This window comes from Photobacterium indicum (genome assembly GCF_003026215.1).
Classification (GTDB): Bacteria; Pseudomonadota; Gammaproteobacteria; order Enterobacterales; family Vibrionaceae; genus Photobacterium; species Photobacterium indicum.
Map to the genome: position 1 here is coordinate 130,230 of NZ_PYOC01000006.1, position 22,559 is coordinate 152,788.

22 protein-coding genes are annotated in these 22,559 nt (G+C 42.3%); 13 read left to right on the forward strand and 9 right to left on the reverse strand.

The window, feature by feature from the left end:
* Positions 1 to 92: 92 nt before the first annotated feature.
* Positions 93 to 809, forward strand: coding sequence for a 3-deoxy-D-manno-octulosonic acid kinase (locus C9J47_RS16715; protein ID WP_107254527.1), 717 nt, complete (start codon positions 93 to 95; stop codon positions 807 to 809).
* Here the strand turns inward: C9J47_RS16715 and waaA are convergent.
* Complete coding sequence (gene waaA / locus C9J47_RS16720) at positions 782 to 2,077, reverse strand: lipid IV(A) 3-deoxy-D-manno-octulosonic acid transferase (RefSeq protein WP_107254528.1); 1,296 nt, start codon at positions 2,075 to 2,077, stop codon at positions 782 to 784. The genes C9J47_RS16715 and waaA overlap by 28 nt on opposite strands.
* Positions 2,078 to 2,248: 171 nt before the next feature.
* Here waaA and C9J47_RS16725 point away from each other — a divergent pair, with 171 nt between their 5' ends.
* From C9J47_RS16725 to C9J47_RS16775, 11 genes are all read left to right on the forward strand, one after another.
* Positions 2,249 to 3,304: a CDP-glycerol glycerophosphotransferase family protein gene (locus C9J47_RS16725; RefSeq protein WP_107254529.1), complete on the forward strand. Its 1,056-nt coding sequence runs from the start codon at positions 2,249 to 2,251 to the stop codon at positions 3,302 to 3,304.
* Between the two features lie 170 nt (positions 3,305 to 3,474).
* Positions 3,475 to 4,410, forward strand: a complete 936-nt coding sequence (locus tag C9J47_RS16730; protein ID WP_107254530.1) for a capsular polysaccharide synthesis protein — start codon at positions 3,475 to 3,477, stop codon at positions 4,408 to 4,410.
* Positions 4,411 to 4,431: 21 nt separating this feature from the next.
* On the forward strand, positions 4,432 to 5,199 hold the full coding sequence (locus tag C9J47_RS16735) for a glycosyltransferase family 2 protein (protein WP_107254531.1): 768 nt from the start codon (positions 4,432 to 4,434) through the stop codon (positions 5,197 to 5,199).
* An 82-nt stretch (positions 5,200 to 5,281) separates the two neighbouring features.
* Positions 5,282 to 6,472, forward strand: coding sequence for a UDP-N-acetylglucosamine 4,6-dehydratase (locus C9J47_RS16740; RefSeq protein WP_107254532.1), 1,191 nt, complete (start codon positions 5,282 to 5,284; stop codon positions 6,470 to 6,472).
* A 26-nt stretch (positions 6,473 to 6,498) separates the two neighbouring features.
* A complete protein-coding gene (locus tag C9J47_RS16745) occupies positions 6,499 to 7,641 on the forward strand; it encodes a LegC family aminotransferase (RefSeq protein WP_107254533.1) in 1,143 nt (380 codons plus the stop codon).
* A 1-nt stretch (position 7,642) separates the two neighbouring features.
* Complete coding sequence (locus tag C9J47_RS16750; protein WP_107254534.1) at positions 7,643 to 8,635, forward strand: GNAT family N-acetyltransferase; 993 nt, start codon at positions 7,643 to 7,645, stop codon at positions 8,633 to 8,635.
* A gap of 11 nt (positions 8,636 to 8,646) precedes the next feature.
* Positions 8,647 to 9,648, forward strand: a complete 1,002-nt coding sequence (gene neuB / locus C9J47_RS16755; RefSeq protein ID WP_107254535.1) for an N-acetylneuraminate synthase — start codon at positions 8,647 to 8,649, stop codon at positions 9,646 to 9,648.
* The gene (neuC, locus tag C9J47_RS16760) at positions 9,648 to 10,811 is read left to right on the forward strand and encodes a UDP-N-acetylglucosamine 2-epimerase (RefSeq protein ID WP_107254536.1); all 1,164 of its coding nucleotides are present in this window, start codon (positions 9,648 to 9,650) and stop codon (positions 10,809 to 10,811) included. Before neuB ends, neuC begins: the two co-directional genes overlap by 1 nt.
* 1 nt (position 10,812) lies before the next feature.
* Positions 10,813 to 11,799 (forward strand): aspartate aminotransferase family protein, encoded by a 987-nt coding sequence (locus tag C9J47_RS16765; protein WP_107254537.1) that lies wholly within the window; start codon positions 10,813 to 10,815, stop codon positions 11,797 to 11,799.
* Positions 11,800 to 11,816: 17 nt separating this feature from the next.
* A complete protein-coding gene (locus C9J47_RS16770) occupies positions 11,817 to 12,869 on the forward strand; it encodes a nucleotidyltransferase family protein (protein WP_107254538.1) in 1,053 nt (350 codons plus the stop codon).
* Positions 12,869 to 13,561 (forward strand): acylneuraminate cytidylyltransferase family protein, encoded by a 693-nt coding sequence (locus tag C9J47_RS16775; protein ID WP_107254539.1) that lies wholly within the window; start codon positions 12,869 to 12,871, stop codon positions 13,559 to 13,561. The genes C9J47_RS16770 and C9J47_RS16775 overlap by 1 nt, the downstream gene beginning before the upstream one ends.
* A 105-nt stretch (positions 13,562 to 13,666) precedes the next feature.
* On the opposite strand, the gene C9J47_RS16780 is transcribed toward C9J47_RS16775, so the two are convergent.
* Genes C9J47_RS16780 through rfaD form a run of 6 tightly spaced genes read right to left on the reverse strand, consistent with a single transcriptional unit; the run spans position 13,667 to position 19,721 of the window.
* On the reverse strand, positions 13,667 to 14,758 hold the full coding sequence (locus C9J47_RS16780) for a glycosyltransferase family 52 (protein WP_107254540.1): 1,092 nt from the start codon (positions 14,756 to 14,758) through the stop codon (positions 13,667 to 13,669).
* 24 nt (positions 14,759 to 14,782) lie between these two features.
* Positions 14,783 to 15,868: a glycosyltransferase family 4 protein gene (locus C9J47_RS16785; RefSeq protein ID WP_107254541.1), complete on the reverse strand. Its 1,086-nt coding sequence runs from the start codon at positions 15,866 to 15,868 to the stop codon at positions 14,783 to 14,785.
* 4 nt (positions 15,869 to 15,872) lie between these two features.
* A complete protein-coding gene (locus C9J47_RS16790) occupies positions 15,873 to 16,622 on the reverse strand; it encodes a glycosyltransferase family 25 protein (RefSeq protein WP_107254542.1) in 750 nt (249 codons plus the stop codon).
* A 1-nt stretch (position 16,623) separates the two neighbouring features.
* Positions 16,624 to 17,805, reverse strand: coding sequence for an O-antigen ligase family protein (locus C9J47_RS16795; protein ID WP_107254543.1), 1,182 nt, complete (start codon positions 17,803 to 17,805; stop codon positions 16,624 to 16,626).
* A gap of 1 nt (position 17,806) precedes the next feature.
* Positions 17,807 to 18,760: a lauroyl-Kdo(2)-lipid IV(A) myristoyltransferase gene (gene lpxM, locus C9J47_RS16800; protein WP_107254544.1), complete on the reverse strand. Its 954-nt coding sequence runs from the start codon at positions 18,758 to 18,760 to the stop codon at positions 17,807 to 17,809.
* A gap of 16 nt (positions 18,761 to 18,776) precedes the next feature.
* The gene (gene rfaD / locus C9J47_RS16805) at positions 18,777 to 19,721 is read right to left on the reverse strand and encodes an ADP-glyceromanno-heptose 6-epimerase (RefSeq protein ID WP_107254545.1); all 945 of its coding nucleotides are present in this window, start codon (positions 19,719 to 19,721) and stop codon (positions 18,777 to 18,779) included.
* A gap of 117 nt (positions 19,722 to 19,838) precedes the next feature.
* Between rfaD and C9J47_RS16810 the strand changes: the two genes are divergently transcribed.
* Positions 19,839 to 20,486 (forward strand): TetR/AcrR family transcriptional regulator, encoded by a 648-nt coding sequence (locus C9J47_RS16810; RefSeq protein WP_107254546.1) that lies wholly within the window; start codon positions 19,839 to 19,841, stop codon positions 20,484 to 20,486.
* Between the two features lie 79 nt (positions 20,487 to 20,565).
* Here C9J47_RS16810 and C9J47_RS16815 read toward each other — a convergent pair whose 3' ends face one another.
* Positions 20,566 to 21,291: a divergent polysaccharide deacetylase family protein gene (locus C9J47_RS16815; protein ID WP_107254547.1), complete on the reverse strand. Its 726-nt coding sequence runs from the start codon at positions 21,289 to 21,291 to the stop codon at positions 20,566 to 20,568.
* Positions 21,292 to 21,386: 95 nt separating this feature from the next.
* Positions 21,387 to 22,559, reverse strand: a complete 1,173-nt coding sequence (locus C9J47_RS16820; RefSeq protein ID WP_107254548.1) for a peptidoglycan DD-metalloendopeptidase family protein — start codon at positions 22,557 to 22,559, stop codon at positions 21,387 to 21,389.

The window sequence follows — 22,559 nt, forward strand, 5'->3', positions numbered from 1 at the left end:
GGCTGATACTCAAGAATAAATTGAAGAAGTAATTATGCAGTTCATTCAGGGGATTGTAAAATGATGGCGCCTAATCTATCAGGAGTTTCACCGTGGAAAAATTGTGTTTTGATAACCAGCGCATTTGGTTTGATCCGAACTTATTACAAGAAGACCCGAAAGCATGTTTTGATGCATCTTTTTGGCAGCAGCAAGGAAAAGTGATTGGGTCAGCGCAAGGGCGCGGTACAACGTGGTTTGTTCAAGGTGAGACGTTACCGATGGCATTGCGGCATTATCGCCGTGGTGGGTTATTCGGTAAATTGGTTGAAGATGCCTATGTGTTCACGGGGTGGGAAAAAACCCGCTGTGCTGAAGAGGTGGCGTTACTGTCGACACTTGCCGCTGGGGGGGTGAATGTACCTCGCCCGGTAGCTGCACGAGCAACACGTCATGGTCCGGTATATCGAGCCGATTTACTGGTCGAAAAGATTGATAGTGCTAAGGATTTAGTGGCTTTGTTACAACAAGCAATGCTACCTGATCATGTGTGGTGTGCCATTGGGCGCACGGTTCGTAAGATGCATGACTTACAGGTGTGCCATACCGATCTTAACGCGCACAATATTTTAGTGGATAGCCGTGAATTGGTGTGGCTGATTGATTTTGATAAATGCTATACGCAAGAGGGCGAAGCGTGGAAGTCGAAGAATTTGTCACGCTTATATCGCTCTTTCATCAAAGAGCAAGGCAAGCGTAACATTTATTTCTCTGCCGCAAGCTGGAAAGTGCTGTGTCAGGGTTATGAGATGTGTGAGCCTGATAGCTGAGCCATAACAGCTGACACTGTTTTATTTACAGCGCCTTGGTTTTGTTTGACTACGGTCAAGGCTGCTTTCCCCATTGCCGCTTTTTGCTCGGGGTGAGTGAATAACTGAATAAGCTGTTGCGCTAGCATTTGGCTATCATCACATACCCACACCGCTTCCGCTTGGCGAAGTTGCTCCGTTATGTCGGTAAAATTGTAATAACTTGGCCCGGTAATGGCGGGTTTACTTAAAGCCGCTGGCTCCAACAAATTGTGACCCCCTACAGCGTTGCCGATCAAGCTTCCGCCCATAAATGTAATGTCGGCAGCCCCCAACATAATGAGCATCTCTCCCATCGTATCAGCCAAATACACCTGTGTGCCTGCGGTGATAGGTTGAGTTTGTGTACGGCGAACACACTCAAAGCCGGCTTGGATACACAGCTGTTCCACGTCGTTAAAACGTTCGGGATGGCGAGGTACCAAGATCAGTAGGCTATCTGGTTTGGTATTGAGTACTGATTGAAAAGCCGCTAAAACGTGTTCATCTTCCCCTTTGTGGGTGCTGGCAGCAACCCACACTGGTCGCTGAATACCAATCGTTTCTCGTAAAGTATTAGCTTGTTGCACGATGGTATCAGCGATCTCAATGTCGTACTTTATCGAACCAGTCACAGAGATGCGCTTGGCTGGTAGCCCTAATTGTTTGAAGCGTTCTGCATCATCGGAGTGAAGGCATAATACATGATCGAGGTGCTTAGCCAGTAAATTAAACACAGGTTGGAATTGCTGGTAGCGAGCAGCGGAACGGGCTGATAAGCGGGCGTTCATTACCATTACTGGTATCTTGTTATTATGTACTGTCGCGAGGGTGTTGGGCCACAGCTCAGTTTCCATGATTAACAGGGCTGAGGGTTGAATGTTTTTTAGAAAGCCTCGTACACACCATGCGAAATCTAACGGCATGTAACGGTGTTCTACCAAGTCCCCCAATTTTGAAACTTGTTCTGCACCTGTGCTGGTGGTCGTGGTGACCACGATCGTTGTCTCTGGATATTGTTTTTTCAATGCTTTAATCACAGGTACGACAGCAATTGATTCTCCTACGGAGACCGCATGAATCCAAATTGGTGATTGAACCGTTTGGGTTGTTAATGGTGGAGTAAAGCCAAAGTGTTCTTTCCAGCGAGAGCCAAATGAAGGCTTTCCTTCTTTTCTTTTGTATAAACCAAAAAGGAGAAATGGCGAAGCCAAGGTAAGTAATAAGGTATATAAGCAACGAATGAACACACGATTACCTAAGCGTGATGAGTAGGAGTAGATGATTGTAAACGAGAACCTTAAATTACTGATAGTCTATTGTTGAAGGTGTGATCACCTTGATAAGGTTTTTTCTGATAACTGGCTAGTAATGCGCTAAAATTGTGTACTGAAATTTTTTTTTGTTAGGGTTTTTAAGGAATGCAATCATCCACAGCAGTTGGTTCGGCTGACGGCGGAATATATCGATTTCTGCTTTATGTCGAGCAAAATTACTCTTTTGCTATCCTTCGTCCTCTTCAAGCTGCTGCTATCGCTGCTGGTCATCAAGTGCAATGGTTATTGGTGGGTGATGATGTATCGGCATCTTTTTTGGCTCCGAATGAAACACGCTGTGCATCAGTGAAAGCGGCGGTTGATTACCAACCACATGCGGTCTTTGTTCCTGGTGATCGCGTACCTTCTTTTATTCCCGGATTAAAAGTTGAAGTCTTTCATGGGTTAAATGAAAGTAAGCGGGGTAATGAATACCCAGAGCGCGGCATGTTTGATCTATTTTGTACTGAAGGCCATGGGCGTACCAAGATGCTGCAACCTCTCGCCGAAGAACGTGGTTATTTTCAGGTGAAAGAAACGGGATGGATAAAACTCGATAATTTGTTTAATTTTAAGCAATCCCAGTCATTCTCGCGTCCTCAGATTCTGTTTGCTTCAACATTTACACCAAGCTTGTCGTGTGCAGCTTCTGTGTATGATGAAATTAAAGCACTCAGTCAAGATAAACGCTGGCATTGGCTTGTGACTTTACATCCAAAAATTGACCCGCAAACAGCGGAAAAATATCGCCAGTTAGAGAGTGATAATCTCACTTTTTTTGATAACGATAAAGTGATTGAATTATTGCATCGTGCGGATGTCATGGTGTGTGATAACTCTTCAATTTTTCAAGAATTCTTATTACTCAATAAGCCGGTAGTGACAGTAAATAATCGTGAACCACAAGCGTGTTTTATCAATATTACAACACCGGATGCATTAGCTGATGCTATAGAACAAGCATTAGCACCTAGTGATGAACTTCTATCGGCGATTAAACAGTATGGGCCTAATATTACGCCTTATTTAGATGGGCAATCTTCGCAACGTGTTTTAGCGGCGGTGACTGAGATGTTAGTTGCAAATTGGCAAAATAAAAAACCAGCAAACCTGTTTCGTAATTTTAAAATGCGCAAAAAAATGCATTACTGGAAGTGGTAGAAACAAAGAGAAAGCACACTTTATCCATCATCTCGATTACCAAAAATGAAGCTGACCGTGATTTAACTGCATGATTACTTGCATCATTCTGAGGTAGGGTTAAGTGTAGATTACTCACGGTAATTTTAAAATTTAGGTGTACTAAACGTTGGGCTATTGAGGTATAGATTATGGCATTCTGGCATCGTGAAATGAAAGAGTATTTGAGAGTATTTAAATGTCGGTTTAAGCGGAGAGTACACTTAACGTCGGAAGAAATTCAAGGTGCCCAGCTAGCGTTATCGTTATTATCGGAGCCAGTTATTTCTGACGGGGAAAATAAAGTTGTTTGGATGTTCTGGGACTCTGGGCTAGAGAGTGCTCCGGATCTTGTTAAGCTAAGTTATCAAACATGGGTTAAGTATAATCCTGATTATCAAGTTATTTTACTTGATAATGATAATATTCAATCCTACCTTGGATTTGACTTTTTTGCTGTATTTAACGTAGTAACTATCGATCTTGGTTCCGCTGGAAAAAGTGATTTGTTAAGACTGTATTTACTCAGTCGTTTTGGTGGGGTGTGGGCTGATGCAACAACATTTTGTAAAAGGTCATTAACTGAATGGTTAGATATATCATCAACGGGATTTTTTTGTTTTCGGGAAAAATCATCAGATGATCGGCAACTAGTCTCTTGGTTTATAGCTGCATATAAAGGCCACCCAATTATTCAAGATTTGTTACAGGAGAGTCTTTGTTATTTGACTAAGAAACGAGATGTAAATCTCGATGTGATAGGGTTGAAATCTACTCGTTTGTTAGCGAGAAATACAGGTTTGATCCACTACCGTAATAGTGGGTTCCCTTTATTATCGTTTTTAGAAAAAAAATACTGTACGCCTTATTTTTGGATGTTTTATTTATTTAATGAGGTGATAAAGAAAGAGCAGCATCAAAATGTTTGGCAAACAATTACCGAAATGAATAATCATTATGCTGAGCTTGATGATGATTTCTCAATCTTTTGTGAAAGTGTTGTTTCTAAGCAAACATACCGAAGTAAATATATTACTCAAGCATTATATCAACGACGAAACGAGCATATAGTTGAGTATCTTAAATAGAAGTATAGGAGTCGGTTGATAGTGAGAAAGCATTCGTTATCGGTCATATTAATTACAAAAAATGAAGCGGACCGTGTGGTAGCGTGTTTACAGTCAGTGGCTACGATTGCTGATGAAATTATTGTGCTGGATAGCGGTTCTACGGATAAAACAGTGACGATCTGCCAAGAATATACCGACAATGTGTCGATTACTGATTGGCCAGGATTTGGTAAGCAAAAACAGCGTGCGCTGGATAAAGCTACATGTGACTGGGTGCTATCGATAGATGCCGATGAAGCGTTAGATACTAAAATGCAACAAGCATTGATCCAACTATTAGAACAAGATGTTATTCAGCCAACAGCGTATAAATTACCGTGGGGGGTCACCCTTTATGGAAAGACCTTGAAGTATGGGCGTAGTGCACGTTCGGTATTGCGTTTGTTTAAACGTGAAGGTGCGCGTTATACCTTGGATGAAGTGCATGAAACTGTTATCCCTGCTGAGGGTGAAATTGCGACGTTACCAGGTTTTTTATTGCATTATACGCATCGTGATTATGGGCATGGTTTAGATAAATCTTCGCAATACGCTTGGCTAGGTGCGCAAAAATATCACCGTAAAGGTAAGCGTTCGCACGGATTGGGATTAGCTTTGCTAAGGGCTATTTGGACTTTTTTCCATATTTACATTTTACGCCGCGGCTTCATGGACGGCAGCGTAGGCTTTATCATGGCGATGACCTACGCCCAAGTGAACTTCAACAAATATGTGGGTTTGTGGTTGTTAGAGAAAGGGCGCAGTTAAGCAATATTGCGGTAGCAGAATTTTACGACGTATAACAATCGTTCTACCGTATAATTAATAATTTAATTTCAAGGTTACTAGCATGAATGCAATTTTACCGTTAATAGGCCGTGAGCAAGAGCTGTTTGGTGCAGATATCACCTCACATGAACAGCAGTTGAAAGCTATCGTCTCGAGCTCTCGATTCTTGGTTCTGGGTGGTGCAGGTTCAATTGGCCAAGCAGTAACTAAAGAAATTTTTAAGCGTAGCCCTGAGAAATTGCATGTTGTTGATATAAGCGAAAATAATATGGTTGAGCTAGTGCGTGATATCCGTAGCTCGTTTGGTTATATCAACGGAGACTTCCAGACTTTTGCTTTGGATATTGGTTCAATTGAATATGATGCCTTTATTAAAGCTGATGGGCAGTATGATTATGTCCTCAATCTTTCAGCCTTAAAACATGTGCGAAGTGAAAAAGATCCGTTTACTTTGATGCGGATGATTGATGTTAATGTTTTCAATACTGACAAAACCATTCAGCACTCTATTGATGCCGGTGCGAAGAAATATTTCTGTGTTTCGACAGATAAAGCCGCGAATCCGGTAAACATGATGGGCGCCTCCAAGCGTATTATGGAGATGTTCTTGATGCGTAAGAGCGAGCAAATTTCTATATCGACCGCACGTTTTGCTAATGTTGCCTTCTCTGATGGTTCGTTGTTACACGGTTTTAATCAACGCCTGCAGAAAAACCAACCTATCGTGGCGCCTCATGATATCAAGCGCTACTTTGTGACCCCGCAGGAGTCCGGCGAGCTGTGCCTGATGTCTTGTATCTTCGGCGAAAACCGTGACATTTTTTTCCCTAAACTGAGCGAATCGCTTCACCTGATTTCTTTTGCTGATATTGCGGTGAAATACCTTGAGCAGCGTGGCTATGAATCGCATCTTTGCGAAAGTGAAGATGAAGCCCGTGAGCTGATAAAAACACTGCCAGCTCAAGGAAAATGGCCATGCCTCTTTACCACGAGTGATACCACGGGTGAAAAAGACTTCGAAGAATTCTTTACCAATAACGAAACGCTGGATATGGCGTGCTTTGAAAACTTGGGTGTGATTAAAAATGAAGCATTGTATCAGCCGGAGTTGCTGGCATTGTTTGAGCAGCGTATTGGTGAGATGAAACAAAACCGTGAGTGGAACAAAGAGGAAATTGTTGAGTTGTTTTTCGAAATGATCCCTGACTTTGGCCATAAAGAGACAGGCAAATACTTAGATAGCAAAATGTAATTGTTTGCTACTTAGCAGGAATTTTTATGAGTCAAGCAATTGTTGAGTTTGTCCGTGATATCTACAAAACGGATCAGTTTATTCCGCTACATGCGCCAACCTTTAATGGTAATGAGATGGCGTATGTATCTGAAACGATTCAGAGCACGTTTGTATCGAGTGTTGGCAAGTTTGTCGATGACTTTGAGCGAAAAATTGAAGTCTATACGCATAGTCCTAAAGCCGTTGCGACCGTCAATGGGACGGCGGCATTACATGCTGCGCTATACATGGCGGGGGTGGAGCGTGGTGATCTGGTACTCACACAGGCGCTGACGTTTGTAGCGACATGCAATGCGCTGTATCACATGGGTGCTGAGCCAATTTTTATTGATGTGTCCAAGGTTAGCCTAGGTTTGTGCCCTAAAGCCGTGGAGACTTATCTGGAGCAGCATGCCGTGCTTGATGAACGAGGCTGTGTCCATAAGCAAACTGGCCAGCGCATTCGTGCAGTGGTACCCATGCATACCTTTGGGCACCCAGTTGAACTTGATGAGCTTATCGCCGTTTGCCTGAAATGGAAGCTGGCTTTGGTTGAAGATGCAGCCGAGAGCTTAGGTTCTTTTTACAAAGGCAAGCACACCGGCACCCTAGGTGAATTCGGTGCTGTTAGTTTCAATGGTAATAAGATCATTACTACGGGTGGTGGTGGCATCGTATTGTGCCGTGATGCAGAGGCTGGAGCACATACCAAGCATGTGACGACAACGGCCAAGGTGCCTCACCCATATGAGTTCTATCATGATGAACCTGGCTTTAACTACCGCATGCCAAATCTTAATGCCGCGCTGGGCTGTGCGCAGATGGAAGTATTGCCAATTTTTCTTGAGCAGAAGCGTAAGCTAGCCCAACAGTATCAAGACTTTTTTGCTGGTACTGGCTTCCAGTTTGTCACTGAGCCTGAATATGCCCAATCAAATTACTGGTTGAATGCGGTGATTTGCCCGGATGCCAACGCTCGCGATGAACTGTTAAAAGTGACGAATGAAAATGGTGTGATGACACGTCCGATCTGGAAGCTTATGCATCGCCTGCCGATGTTCAAAGATGCAATGCGTGGTGATTTGCCTGTGTCGGAGTGGGTTGAAGCCCACTTAATTAACTTACCAAGTTCGCCAACTGAGATTTGACATGCAAAACCTCCCAATAGACTTATCTCGTGATATTTACTATCAGAAAGCGTATGCCGGGCTTTATACCTCAGAAGATGGTGAGCTTTTTGACTACGTATTCGAAGATGGCGACAAGACGATTCTGTTTCGCTCTATCAAGCGTCAAATAAAGAGTGTTGCCGGAGTGTCTGTTGAAGAAGAGCTCTATGATCTGGAAACGCCGTATGGTTACGGCGGTCCGTTGACCAATTGTTATGAAGATGCTTTTTTAAAACAGGCGTTTGAGTCTTATCGTCAGCATTGTCTTGAAAACAACATTGTTTGTGAATTCATTCGTTTTCACCCGTTTAATCCAATGTCGCAGCAGAAATCACAGTTTGATTTCTTAGTGCATGAAAGAACCGTTGTTGTGGTTAATTTAGCTGTTTCTACAGAGGAGCGTTGGGCTAAGTATTCTAAAACAACGCGTAATATACTGAGAAAAGCGCATAAGAAACTGAGTAAGACTGTAGGCAGACAAGATCTAGATAAGTTTATTCATTTGTACGAAGAGACCATGAATAAAAATGCGGCTGCAGATTTTTATTACTTCAAGCCGGAATATTTTGACAAGCTTGCGGCTATTGATGGCGTTGAGCTGATTGAAGCGGTGCTTGATGACGAGGTGGTTTCCTCAGGCTTCTTTATGCATGGCAACGAGATTTCGCATTATCACCTATCAGCGAATCATCAAAATTACTTACGAGAAAATGGTAATTATTTATTGCTCGATTATGCATTTGAACAAGCAAAAGCAAATGGTTGCCAGTGGATGATGCTCGGTGGCGGGCGAACATCCGATGAAAATGACAGCCTGTTCAAATTTAAATCCAAATTTTCGGATCAGAAACTCCCATTCTATATAGCAGGAATAGACTTTATGCCAGAGACACGGGCTCGGCTTAACAAGGTGTGGCAGGAACAGCATCAGAGTGAAACTGCGCCAAGACTGTTTCAGCTATATAGGAAGTGAAAAGGGTTAATATGAAATACAAAACATTTATTCTTGCCGAAGCCGGTGTTAACCATAACGGTGATATCAACCTTGCCAAACAGCTGATCGATGCAGCGCATGATGCAGGTGTCGATGCGGTAAAATTCCAGACTTGGAAAACTGAGCTTCTGGTGACGGAAGATGCCGAAATGGCGGAATACCAGAAAGAGAATACCCAGCAAGTCGAGTCGCAGTTTCAGATGCTGAAGCGACTGGAGCTTAGCTATGATGACTTCAGTGAACTGAAAACCTACTGTGATAACAAGGGAATCACTTTTTTATCGACCCCAGATGAAGAGCAAAGTGCCACGTTCCTAGACCAGCTTCAGGATCAGTTCAAAATCGGTTCGGGTGAATTAACCAATACCCCGTTTTTGCGTCATATAGCTAGTTTTAAAAAGCCAGTTATCTTATCAACGGGGATGGGTTATCTTTCGGAAGTAGAGCATGCCATCTTCACTCTGGAAGAGGCTGGTCTTACTCGTGATGAGATCACCGTACTGCACGCCACAACCGATTATCCTACGGCGCCGGAAGACGTCAATCTTAGTGCTATGGTGACTATTCGCAATGCGTTTCCAGGTATTCGTGTTGGCTATTCAGACCATACTCTGGGTATTGAAGTACCAGTTGCAGCCGTCGCCATGGGCGCCGTTGTTATCGAGAAGCACTTTACGTTGGATAAAACCATGAAGGGGCCGGATCATAGCGCAAGCCTAGAGCCGCAAGAGCTTAAGGCGATGGTACTGGCGATCCGAAACATCGAGGCAGCCCTAGGCAACGGGTGGAAAGTTCCGACTAAAACGGAAAAAGAGAATCGCAATATTGTTCGCAAGAGCATCATTGCCGCTTGTGATATCGCTGAAGGTGCGCTGCTGACACCGGATATGCTGGAGATTAAACGTCCGGGGTCTGGGATTTCTCCAACACGTTGGGATGAAGTCGTTAATTGTGTTGCGAAGAAAGCCTATACGAAAGGAGAGCTGATCTGATGCGCAAGATCTGTGTAGTAACGGCGACAAGGGCGGAATACGGGTTATTGAAGTGTTTGTTGGATGATATTTCCAATGAACCGGCGCTGGCGTTGCAGCTGGTTGTAACTGGCTCCCACTTGTCACCAGAGTTTGGTTATACCGTGGAGCAGATCCAAGAAGATGGCCATACAATTGATAAAAAAATCGAAATCCTACTTTCGTCTGATTCGCCGGTTGGTGTCAGTAAAAGTATGGGGTTAGCCCAGATCAGTTTTGCCGAGGCATTTGATGAGCTAAAACCTGATATTGTTTTAGTACTCGGTGATCGCTATGAACTGATCCCTATTGTGTCGGCTGCAAATATTGCCCGTATTCCTGTTGCACATCTTAATGGTGGTGAGTTGACCGAAGGGGCAGTTGACGAGCTGATCCGACACGGTATTACCAAACTGTCTCAGCTTCATTTCACGGCGATTGATGAATATGCCCGTCGCGTAATCCAGATGGGTGAAAACCCAAGCCGAGTGTTTAATGTCGGTGAAGTCGGATTAGATAATATCAGCCGTATGAAACTGATGAGCCGTGAAGACTTTGAAGCCTCTATTGAATGTAAGCTTGCGGCAAAGAACTTACTGATCACTTATCATCCGGAGACGACTGAATCGGTTTCTCAGATTGAGAAAGATTTTAGTCAGATTTTGGAGGCTCTCGATCAGTGCGAAGATACGTTATTGATTTTTACCAAAGCCAATGCGGATGTCGGCGGACGAACTATCAACCTGATGATTGATAAGTATGTAGAAGCAAATAAAGAAAAATCAATTGCATTTATGTCTTTAGGCCAGCTTAGGTACTTATCTGCACTTCAGTATATTGATGCGGTGGTGGGAAATTCTTCCAGTGGCATTGTTGAGGCGCCGTCTTTTAAAGTAGCGACGATTAATATCGGCGATCGCCAGAAAGGCCGAATTCGCTCTGAAAGTGTGATTGATATTGCCGTTGATAGACAACTGATGATCTCGGCACTTGCAGCAATTTATCAGTCTGATTTCCAGATGACGTTAAATAGCGTTGTTAACCCATATGGTCAGGGAGACAGTTCTCAGCAAGTTGTTGACGTACTGAAATCTGTTGAGTTAGATAAACTGCGTTCAAAACCTTTTTATGATGTGAGCTTTTAATATGTTTCATATTGGGGGTGAGCAGGAGTTGTGCAATAAGAGCTATTTTAGTGAAGTGACCAATTCCGGGCGCGCTTCATTACGGTTGATTATTGAAAATACGGATTTGGCTGGAAAGCACATTCTTGTACCAAATTTTTTATGTGAAGTGATACTCGATGTTTTCAAAGAGTACCGTATTACTTATTCATTTTATGAGGTTGAAGAGACGCTTAATTATCGGATGCCAGCAAACCTTGATGAGTATGATGCAGTGTATTTTATTAATTACTTTGGGTTTAAGTTACCTTCACTGGAACGTTCGATTTCGTTATGCAGCCAGCTCGTGATTGTTGACGATGTATTTTCACCATATCCGTCTGTATTAGCTCGTTCTAAAGCCTGGTGCTCATTTAACAGCTTGCGAAAAATCGCCCCGGTGGCTGACTTTAGCCTGGTTTATATCAATAACCCTATAACGAAAACTGAAGTCAGGTATCTTGACGATTTTTCAGATAAAAAATATCAGGCGAAGAATTTAAAATATTATTATCTGCATGATGAAAAAGGGGATGAAGGCGAGTATTTGAAGCTGTTTTCATCTGCAGAAACCCTTCTGGATGAAAATGTTGGTATTTTTAGCCCAAGCAGCCGCTCGTTAATTGAAGCGATTGAATTCTATTCCGAGATAGAGTCTGAAAGGTTAGTCAGACAAAAAAATTATGAGCTGGCGAAATCACTGTTGCCTGTGGATATTACACTGGATATGGTGTCTGATTTTTATTCCTACCTTCCAATCATAATTGATAGTAGAAATGAGGTTAGGCGCAAGTTAATGGATTCGAATATTTTTTTAGCAATCCATTGGCCCAGTACCTACGGAGTGGAAAATAAGCTTAGTCAACGGATACTCTCGTTACCTTTGGACTCTCGCTATTCCTCGGAAGATATTGAGCAGCTATGTCTCCAAATAAAACAAGCATTAAAACAACCAAGAAATTATAGCTAATGTTTTAAAGGTCTAATATGAAAAATAGCTGGCAAAAAATTATTATTTCACAGCAGGCAACGATACGTGACGCATTAAAAGTCATTGATAGCCAAGCTCTGGGTATTGCATTAATTGCTGATAATAACAAGCTCTTGGGAACGCTCACTGATGGTGACATTCGTCGTGGCTTGTTAAGAAGCCTCAATATGGATGATGCTGCTGTTGAGGTTATGAATTCGAATCCTATCGTTGTTGGGCCGGAAACAGAGAAAGAGCAATTGATCCATCTAATGGAATCAAAAAGTATTTTTGCGCTTCCTGTTGTTAAGAACGGTGTGATTGAAGGGATTCACACCTTACATGAATTGCTGCACAAGCCACAGTATGAAAACCCGATCTTCCTGATGGCGGGAGGCTTCGGTACCCGCTTGCGCCCGCTTACGGATGATTGCCCCAAACCATTATTGAAAGTTGGCAATAAGCCAATATTAGAGATAACGCTTCAACGTTTTATTGATGCAGGGTTCAAGAATTTTTACATCTCTACTCATTACTTGCCTAAAATGATCCAGGCGCATTTTGGTGATGGCAGCAACTGGGGAGTCAAGATCCAATATGTCCACGAGGAGAATCCGTTAGGTACGGGAGGAGCCTTGGGGCTTCTGCCGAAAGAAATCCCGCAATTACCATTAATTATGATTAATGGTGATATATTGACCAATATGGATTTTTCTAAGTTGCTGGAATTCCATAATAAAGAAAATGCGGATGCTACAATGTGTGTCCGTGAATATGATTATCAGATCCCATACGGTGTCATTTACGGTGAAGGACACCGTATTACCAGCATGATTGAAAAGCCGATTCAGCGGTTCCATATTAATGCTGGCATTTATGTTGTGAATCCAGAGGTTTATAACTCGGTTGATAAAGATACGGCAATTGATATGCCGACATTGCTTGAAAATAAAATTGCCAAGAACAAGAGCGTGTTGATGTTCCCGCTTCATGAGTATTGGCTGGATATTGGTCAGATGGACGATTATCGCAGAGCGCAACAAGATATCATCTCATTAGAGTTAGAGTAATGAATAGAATATTAGCAATTATTCCAGCCCGAGGAGGAAGTAAAAGGCTACCTCGGAAAAATATCTTGCCACTAGCAGGTAAGCCGCTTATTCAGTGGACTATTGATGCCGCCAAGGCTGTTGCTTCGATTGATACCGTGATGGTGTCGACTGATTGTCCGGAAATCGCAGACATTTCGCAGCAATGTAGTGCAGAAGTACCTTACCTGCGATCCGCTGAATTATCGAGTGATACAGCAAGCAGTATTGATGTGGTACTTGATGTTATTAGGCATTATGAGTCCAAAGGCAGGATTTTTGATTCAATTTTGTTGCTGCAACCGACGTCGCCTTTGCGTACATCTGAAGATATTGAAAAAGCGATCGCTTTGATGGCAGACAAAAGCGCGAATGGGGTAGTCTCAGTGACAGAGTGTGAACATTCTCCACTGTGGTGTAACACCTTACCCGATGATCTCGGCATGGACAACTTCATTCCTGAAGAATTGACCGCCAGACGAAGTCAGGATTTACCAACGTATTATCGATTAAATGGCGCGGTGTATCTGGTAAAAAAAGAGATAGTCGTATGTGACTCCTCATTATTCCCTCAACAGCACTCTTTTGCATTGGTTATGGATAACAACCATTCCGTTGATATTGATAATGAGTTGGACTTCAAGTTGGCGGAAATGATTAAAGCCTCGAAGTGAGGCTAGTATACGCTTTGTTTTGTACTCGGCTAATAATTGGCGTGTTAAGGATGGTGGCTGTCGTTACAAATACTAAATGAATGGCTCACGGTCTGAGCCATACTATTAACAGTTGGTCTGCGATAGTTTGATTTTATCTCTTACAGCGCGTTGTAGCTCACTATGATTATTTTGCCATGACAGCATTATAGGTTCGGATTTGCTGATTTGCTCTGCATCTAGCAATTCAATCTTATTGCAAAGATGCTCAAATCCAAGGCCTGCTGATGAACTTATCGAGATAATATTCACCTTCTTTTGATTGCTTAATAAAAGCAGTTCTAGAGGGAGTTTTGATGGGGCTAATTGAATATTAGGAAACCTATTCTGATAACTTTCCGGATCTTCCGACGGGTGTGTTTTCAAAATAATCGGTGTCCCAATGTCATTAAGCTGAGAGATCATTTCATCGTAGATTTTGAATTGTAAATCTGCTTCTAACACTTCTTTATGAAAGGCGGGTTGAGTTGCAATAATAAATGCATTGCTATCATTGTGTTGTTGCGGTTGATAGCCGAAGAACTGGTCTAAATACCCGATATTTTCTGACTTGGTAATAAAGTTGATTTGTTTGGCTTTGCTTCGGACTTCACTTGGGATCGCATCTGGCGTGACAGCATAGATAGCTTTGCAGCGGTTACTTTCGCCAAATAGCAGGTATGAGGGAGTCTTTCCTTGAAGCAGGCGGATTAGCCACTTTGACCTAGAGACGCTTTTTTTCGTGTAGTTTGCCATTCCATCTTCGATCATCTGATAATCAGGCACTAAGAGTCGAAATAAACGCGACATCTTGTTTCTTTCGTTAAAGATAAACAACTCGATTGGAGCGTTGGTAACATTTGTCTTTAATTCAGGCAACAGGTTGTTAAGCAAGTGAGCAAAGTGGTGTTTAATTATATTTGGAAGATAGGCATTGCGCATAGCAAGGAAGTGAAACAATTTACCTTGCAATGAATGACTTAGCTTGTTACCAATCGCTTTACGGCTTAACAGGGATACGGTGATGTGATCGGGTAGCGCCGTTAAGTCGAAGCTGTTTTTATCGATGTCCTGATAGTCATAAAAGAAGATAATATGACTTGGTGTTGGCTTTTCATAAGTTGCTTTCAAAAGGCTAAACAGCAGATGGCGAACCGTTGAGCAAATATAGACATTCATTTGTGTGATCCAATTATAAATCGATTACTTTTTGTTCTGCTGCAGCAATTCAAAAAATTCTAGGTGCTTCATCACCGTTTGTTTTGCATTAAATTCGTTATCGAGTTTATGCTTTGCAGCCAGACTGAATGCTTCTATTTTGTCGCGCTCATTGATCAATGCGTTCATGGCACCTGCCAGTGCTTTGGCATCTCCAGTTGGTACGATATAACCCGTTTCACCGTCAGCAACAAGTTCAGGTGAGCCTCCAGTAGTCGTGACAACGGAAGTGGTACCGTTAGCCATTGCCTCAATAATGGTGCGAGGCAGGCCTTCGCCACTGATGGATGGTTGGATCTGAAAATCCGCCATCGCCATGATGGAGGGAACGTCTTTTCGGTGCCCTACAACATGGATACGTTCTGCCATCGGGCTGTTTTTTATTTCTTCTAGATGAGGCTCGTAGCCACTGCCTATCAGTAATAGGTGGAAATTAGGATTATCAATATAGTGTGTTGCTTGAGCTAAAATTGAGATACCTTTACTTGGTCGGACATGGGCGGCACAGATACCAATGATGTGTTCATTATCTAAGCCAAACTCTTCCCGCTTTGTTGGCGGAACTAAGTACCAATCTAATTTGTGCCCTTTGTATATCGTTTTGACTTGCTCCGGCTTTTTCCAAGTCCGTGTTATAACATCTTGGCGAACAGCTTCAGAAACGCACACAATACCGTCAACTCGTGGATGAAGGTGGGTTAGGTATGCGCTTGGGTCATGACGGTATAGCCCTCCCGTTGTACCACGGTAGGTGACCATTTTTGCTTTTGTACCAATGCAGGCGAAAGCGGCATTTGGGATGGTTTTAGAGTTGAAACCATAACAAATATCATAATCTCCGTTTTTCAATTCGCGATGGATTGTTTTGATCGTCTTAGGGCAAATTTTCTTTGTTGGATAGCAGTCAATGACTTTAATCCCATTATCACGAAAGCGCGCAACATAATCAGCATCACCTTGGGTCACAACGGTGACTTGATGCCCTTGTTTGACCATTTCGATGAACATCTCGGCCTCAGGGCGAACGCTGTTCCAGGCGTGTTTGTAAGAACTGGCAATGAGTATTTTCATCTGATTACTTCACTTTATGGTTCATTTTATATTTAAAATTATGAGTTTCGCGCCGTAGTAGTTCTTTAACGTTGAACCATTCTCGCTTTAAACGTGCGAATAGTTTACGAGGTGGTTTTTTACCATACCCTATATCTGAATCAAAAATAGGGTCATTGGTTAGGCAGGCGGGAATGGTACCAAAGCATTCAACTTCGTTTACCCAAAAACGATCCATATAAATATCGACAGCCATGTACCAACGCTGAGAATGTTGAAGTAGCTTCTTCGCACCGTTGGGTGTTAAGAAGTAACCTGTTGCACTCATGTGCCCTTTGTTGAATTTACAAATGGATGTTGAACTAAGTTGTTGTTCTATATCGGAGCAATAGTTTTTTCTTTTATTAGAAAAGAGGCGAATACATTCATATTTTTTATCTAGTGTAGATGCTTTTTCAACGAACTCTAGGAATGGTTCTGAGTGTATTAGTGCATCATCTTCAATAATGATAAGAGGGAGATCGAGCTCTACACATTTTTGCCACATAAGGTAGTGACTGGCGTAGCAACCTATCTGACCTTTACTGAGTGATTTTTCTCTGTATTTTTTACTCAATTTATCGTCATACATATTAAAAAGAGGGTGTTGTTCAGTATGACCATTAATTGCAGAAAAAAAGTGAGGTTGTAAGCCAAGCTTGGTGAGTTGGGCTTGGATATTATTTTTTCTGTCGAGCGAAGACGCTAAATTAATTACATAAATATCGCAGCTCATTCTACAAACTCTTTTCTTTGTCGTTGTAGTTTATCAAACCACAAATGAGTAATAAATACATTGATAATGTCTGCCCATGGTTGAATGGCACATCAGTCAATGAAGCTATGGCAAACAGACTAACGATACCAATTATTTTGTATTTTCTGCCTGTGGAAACATATTTTGACTGTGTTAATGGAACAATAAGCAATGCTAAAAAGAATAATAAACCGAACACCCCATTTTTAATCAACTTGTCTAAATATTGATTATGGTAATGCGCGGGCTGGGAGTTGAAGAGTTTTTTTGAAATAAAGCCTTGTTTGTAAATTTCATCGAATCGTAATACATGCTTATCCCCTAAACCTAAGATGTAGTTATCTTGTAGCATATCAGGTGCCAGTTTCCACATTTGAAAACGTAAACCGATAGAGGTATTTAAGTTACCAGATGTGATTGCATTTACTTCTGCTTGGGTTTGTTCTACGCGTTGTTCTATTTGTGGTTTAGCCATGAAACCGATACTTAGAAACGCGGTCAGCCCAATAGTGGCATACTTCCAGTTGATGCCTTTATTTTTGACTTTGAGCAAAAGAATGATGGCCGCAGCGATGGTAAAACCTAGCCAAATACCACGTGTTTCTGTGAATATGATGGCTGTGAGGCTAAATATGAGTGCTAAGACTGCTTGTAATTTCACGCTTAATGATGCAGAACTTGATAACTGTGCAATCGTTAAGATCCCGAATGTGGCGCACATGGTGGCAAAGGGAATAGCATTGATCGGCCAGTTACGACGATCAATATTAAGATATAAATTATAGTAACACGTATATGCTAGGCAGAGAGATGATGCTAAGAGTGTTAACCCTAATAAGACTCTTTGGGTTAACAGCTCTCTCGGAAAACAAATTAAAAACAAAGAAGAGCCAATCAAGGCGCGAATTTCTCGTGAGCTACCGCCATGATAAAAATAAGCAAATAATGCGTACCCAGTAACCGCTAACAGTACCCATAAGGTTTTGTCATTTTTAAGGTTTTCTTTGAACGGAGCCAATCCGCGATGGATTAGAGTGGCGACTATGGCGATGATCATCATGACGATCATTGTTTTGTCGCTATTACGTAGCACTAATAATCCGGTCGAAAGCCAGATATAGGGTAATAACATAAGACATTTAAAAATATTTTCTTTAGTCATATTAGTTATTGCTCTTATATGGATTCGTCCCGCCCTCAGGGCGAGTTTTTAATAAACGCAAAATCCACATATATTGTTCTGGACGTTCCGTAACATATTGTTCGATGCATTGATTCATCATACGAGCATCGGTTTCTTCACTCCCTGTAGGGAATGGTAGTGCAGGGTAAAAATCGAGTTCGTATTTTCCGGTCTCACTGTTGTACATAGAAAACAGAGGGACAATTTTGGCACGGCTCAGTTTTGATAAACGCCCTAAGCCAGCCATTGTGGCTTTAGTTGTGCCAAAGAAATCAACAAATACACTGTGTTCTGGGCCTAAATCTTCGTCGGGCAGGTAATAACCTAGGTAGCCTTCGCGAATAGATTTAATGAAAGGTTTGATACCTCCATCACGTTCATAGATTCGGCCACCGTATTGCACGCGTTGTTTGTGCATCAACCAATCAGATACCTGGTTTTTTTGTTTCTTGGCCATCGCTGAAACAGGAAGTCCACGAGACGCAAGCAGTACAGCGGGAATATCAATAGCCCAAGTGTGAGGAACTAATAAAATGACACTCTGGTTTTGATCTGTCAGTGATGTTAAATGTTCTTCGCCACGAACCACCGTATTGTTTTCTAGCCATTGTTTGTTACGAACAGATAACGAGGCAAACCCCATTAGAAAGGTGCCCGCTGTAATCGTGCTTTGTCGCAACATCTCTTCTCGCTCCTCGTGTGTTTTTTCTGGAAAACACATCTCTAGGTTAACGCGAGCACGGCGGTTTGATTTATTTTTTAACTTAATGGATTGATTGGCAAACAGAGTGGCAATAGCACGTCTGAAAGTGTGTGGTAGCAGGCAAAGTAGTGACGCTAGCATTACGGCTAGCCAAGTACCCCAATATTTGGGGTGTAAAAATCCCCATTTGAATTCAGGGTTATAAGCTTGTTTATCGTAGTGATCTTTCATTGAGCTTCTTCGCGATCTATTTATTCAATATAGCCATGTACTCAGCGACACCTTCGGCAACTGACTTAAATGGCGCATCATATCCAGCAGCACGTACTTTCGTGAGATCTGCTTGTGTATATTTTTGGTAGCGCCCTTCTAAATGTGCAGGGAAAGAGACGATTTCTACTTCGCCTTTTCCGTGGTGTTTGATAACTGCATCAGCAACTGCTTGGAATGATTCCGCATTACCGGTTCCGCAGTTAAAAATCCCCGAAACGCTATTTTCTAAGAACCATAGGTTCATTTTACAAACGTCGCCCACATAGACAAAATCTCGTTTGAAAATATTTGAACCTTCAAATAACTTGGGGTTTTTGCCTTCAGTAATTTGAGTGTGTAGGTGGAATGCGACAGAGGCCATGCTGCCTTTATGTTGTTCGCGAGGACCATACACGTTGAAGTAACGGAAACCTGTGATCTGGGACAGTTTCTCGCTACGTTCTTCGGCGTCTAACCAAATACGGCGGACATAGTTGTCGAATTGCTGCTTTGAATAACCGTAAACATTGAGTGCGCCTTCATATTGCTTCTCTTCAATGAAATCATGGTCACGACCGCCATACGTGGCTGCTGAAGAGGCATATAAGAAGGGGATCTGGCGTTCTAAACAAAAATGCAGTAATTCTTTCGAATATTCATAGTTGTTTAGCATCATGTATTTGCCATCCCACTCTGTCGTCGCTGAACAAGCGCCTTCGTGGAAAATGGCTTCGATAGGTCCAAAGTCATCACCTGCCATGATTTGGGTGATAAAATCATCTCTATCCATGTAATCGGCAATATCTAAATCAACAAGATTGGCGAATTTAGTGCCGTCTTTTAAGTGATCAACGACTAAAATGTCGTTATGACCTTGCTCATTTAAGGTTTTGACGATGTTACTGCCGATCATGCCGGCACCACCAGTTACAATAATCATGATCCATCCTGATATTGAATGCGTTGGTAACAGCGGGATGTCGCCACTGTTGTAAATATGCGTTATGACTTATGATAATATCATGTGATTGCTAATGGGCGAAAGAAGTGAGATCGAATGAAGACCCGCGATAGAATTATTCAGGCCGCCCTTGAACTCTTTAATGAGAGCGGTGAGCCCAATATAACAACGAACCACATTGCTGCTCATTTGAGCATTAGCCCTGGCAACCTATATTATCACTTCCGTAATAAGGAAGAGATTATACATTGTATTTTTGATGAGTACGCCCGAGATATAAGTACCCGTTTTCAGCCCCAAGCTGAATTTGATGCAACGGCTGAGAGCCTGCTGGTTTATCTTGATGCAGTATTTATGTTGATGTGGCGTTATCGATTCTTTTACGCCAACTTACCCGATATTTTAAGCCGTGATCAAGCACTCCAATGTAAGTATTTGCAAGCACAAGAACAGCTGCATACCAACATAGTATTGTTGATGAATAGCTTTAAATCGAGTGAGCTGCTTGATCTTGATGACGGTGAGTTACTTAGTCTCGCGAATACCTTGAAATTGGTTGCTTCTAGTTGGATTTTCTACCAAACCACTCAAGTGCCCGGTGCTAAAATTACCAAAACCGTCATTTACCAAGGCGTGCTTCAGGTTTTGAGCATTGTTCGTCCGCTAACGACAGTGAAAGGTAGAGAAAGGGTTAAGCAACTTGAATTACATTACAGTGAGCAAGTACAACACGACCTAACCTAACACTTTATTCTGACTCTTAAAGTAATGAATATGGGATGCATGCTTGTGTCCCATATTGATTTTGTTCGTTATGACAGTTTCAAATCTCCGCAAACAGAGCCGACAGTGGTACCAAAGTAATATCTTCTTTCGTTAAGCCTGGCAGTAATTCATTCAGAGTGGACAGTGTAATTGGATGAGGGTGCCCAATTGCTATTGCATAGCCGTATTTCTTCGCCCGTTTTATTGCACTCGTTAACTGCTTTGTGACAAATTCTTTAGTTTGATAATGATCGAGAAAAATATGGCGGCGCAATGACAATACGTGATGGCTCGTGGCTTGTTGTTGTGCAATGGATTTAGCCGTAGTACGGCTGTCGAGATAATAAAGATTATGTTGTTTGAGTTCTGCCATTATCCAGCCCATCGCTTGTATATTTTGGCTGAGGGCGCTCCCCATGTGATTATTGATAGCAATCGCATCTGGGACTCGGGTTAGTGCTTGGCGTAAGGTGTGCTGTAAGGTCTGTTGTGACATCGTCGAGGTTAGGGTGTTAACTTCGAGTGGGGCTAAATGTTCCGGCTCCATGGGCATATGAAGCAATGTCTCTCGGTGTTGTTTTTTTGCTTGTGCCGCGACAGTCAAATCAAACGGTGTATTTGGTAAAATGGAGATAGTGACTTCTGGGGGAAGTTTTGATAGTAATTCAGGCATGGCCTGATAGCCTAAATCATCGATAACAATCGCTAATTGAGCGGCGTGAATACTGATTGATGTTAACAGAAGTAGAATCAGTGATGCTGTTTTGATTACGTTCCTTCGCATAGTAGATTGTCTGATAGCCTTCTTCCTTGAAGTGAATATCGAAATCATGTCGGGCTGACTGTCTGAGTCTAGCCCGATAAGTAGCACGTTTTATATTATTTTTTTAGCCACAACTTAGGATTGGTCGGCGCCCCTTTACGGCGGATCTCAAAGTACAAGGCTGAGCGCTCTTGACCACCACTGTCACCAACAAGTGCAATCGGATCATCAGTGCGCACATTGTCGCCGACTTTTTTCAGCAGTGTTTGATTGTAACCATAGAAGCTCATGTCACCTTTACCGTGATCGATTACTATCATAAGTCCGTAACCACGCAACCAATCGGCAAAAACCACTTTTCCAGAATAAATTGACTTCACCTGACTGCCTGATGATTGTGCGATAACCATCCCTTTCCAGCGCAGTTCGCCTTGCTGAATCGTACCGTATGAATGCAAGACAGAGCCTTTGACGGGCCAAGGTAATTTTCTTTTGTGTCTAGCCAAACCATCCATTGGTGCTTTGTTTGCTGCGGCTTTAGCTGCGGCTTCGGCAGCGGCCTTCGCTTTTGCTATCTCGGTAACAAGACGTTTTTCATTGCTTTGTAATTCATTGAGATATTGATTACTTGAACTGATCTGCCCTTTAATACTCTTTAGGGTTTTTTTGCGTGTGGTTTGCTTTGATTCAAGCGTGTTTTTTTCTGTTTTTAACTGCGCCAATACGATTTGCTGTTGTTCACGCTGTTGTTTTAGTTGATGGTATTTAAGCTGTAATTCTGTATCGGTTGCAGCTAATTGGTTGAGTGCTTGGCTGCGCGCTTGACTTAATCGCTCTGCATAGACAGTCATACGATCCAGTTCATTGCTTTGTTCGCCACTCAATAAATTCGACAGTTGACTATTTTCACCTTGTCGATATTGCGCATTGAGTAGTTCTTTCAGCATTTCTTGCTGCCCTAGCTGCAATTGTTCAAGTTTCTTTTGCTCGCGTTCAAGCTGGGCTATAGAGGTTTTTAACGTAGAGAGCTTATTATCAGCCTGGTGAATTTTTTTGGCTGTCTGTGAAATGCCAAGCTCTTGTTGTTTTAGTTCTTTCTGTAGTGCGTTGAATTTCTTTTGACGGTTGTCTAATTGATTTTGCTGACGTGAAATTTCCTGCTTAACGCCATCAAGTTGGTTTTGCCCTGAGGCTACACTCGATGTTGAAAATGACAGGCATAATAAAACGCCAGTGCATAGTGCACTGGCGTGGATAGTTTGGTTAAGGTGTTTGATAATATCCCGCAT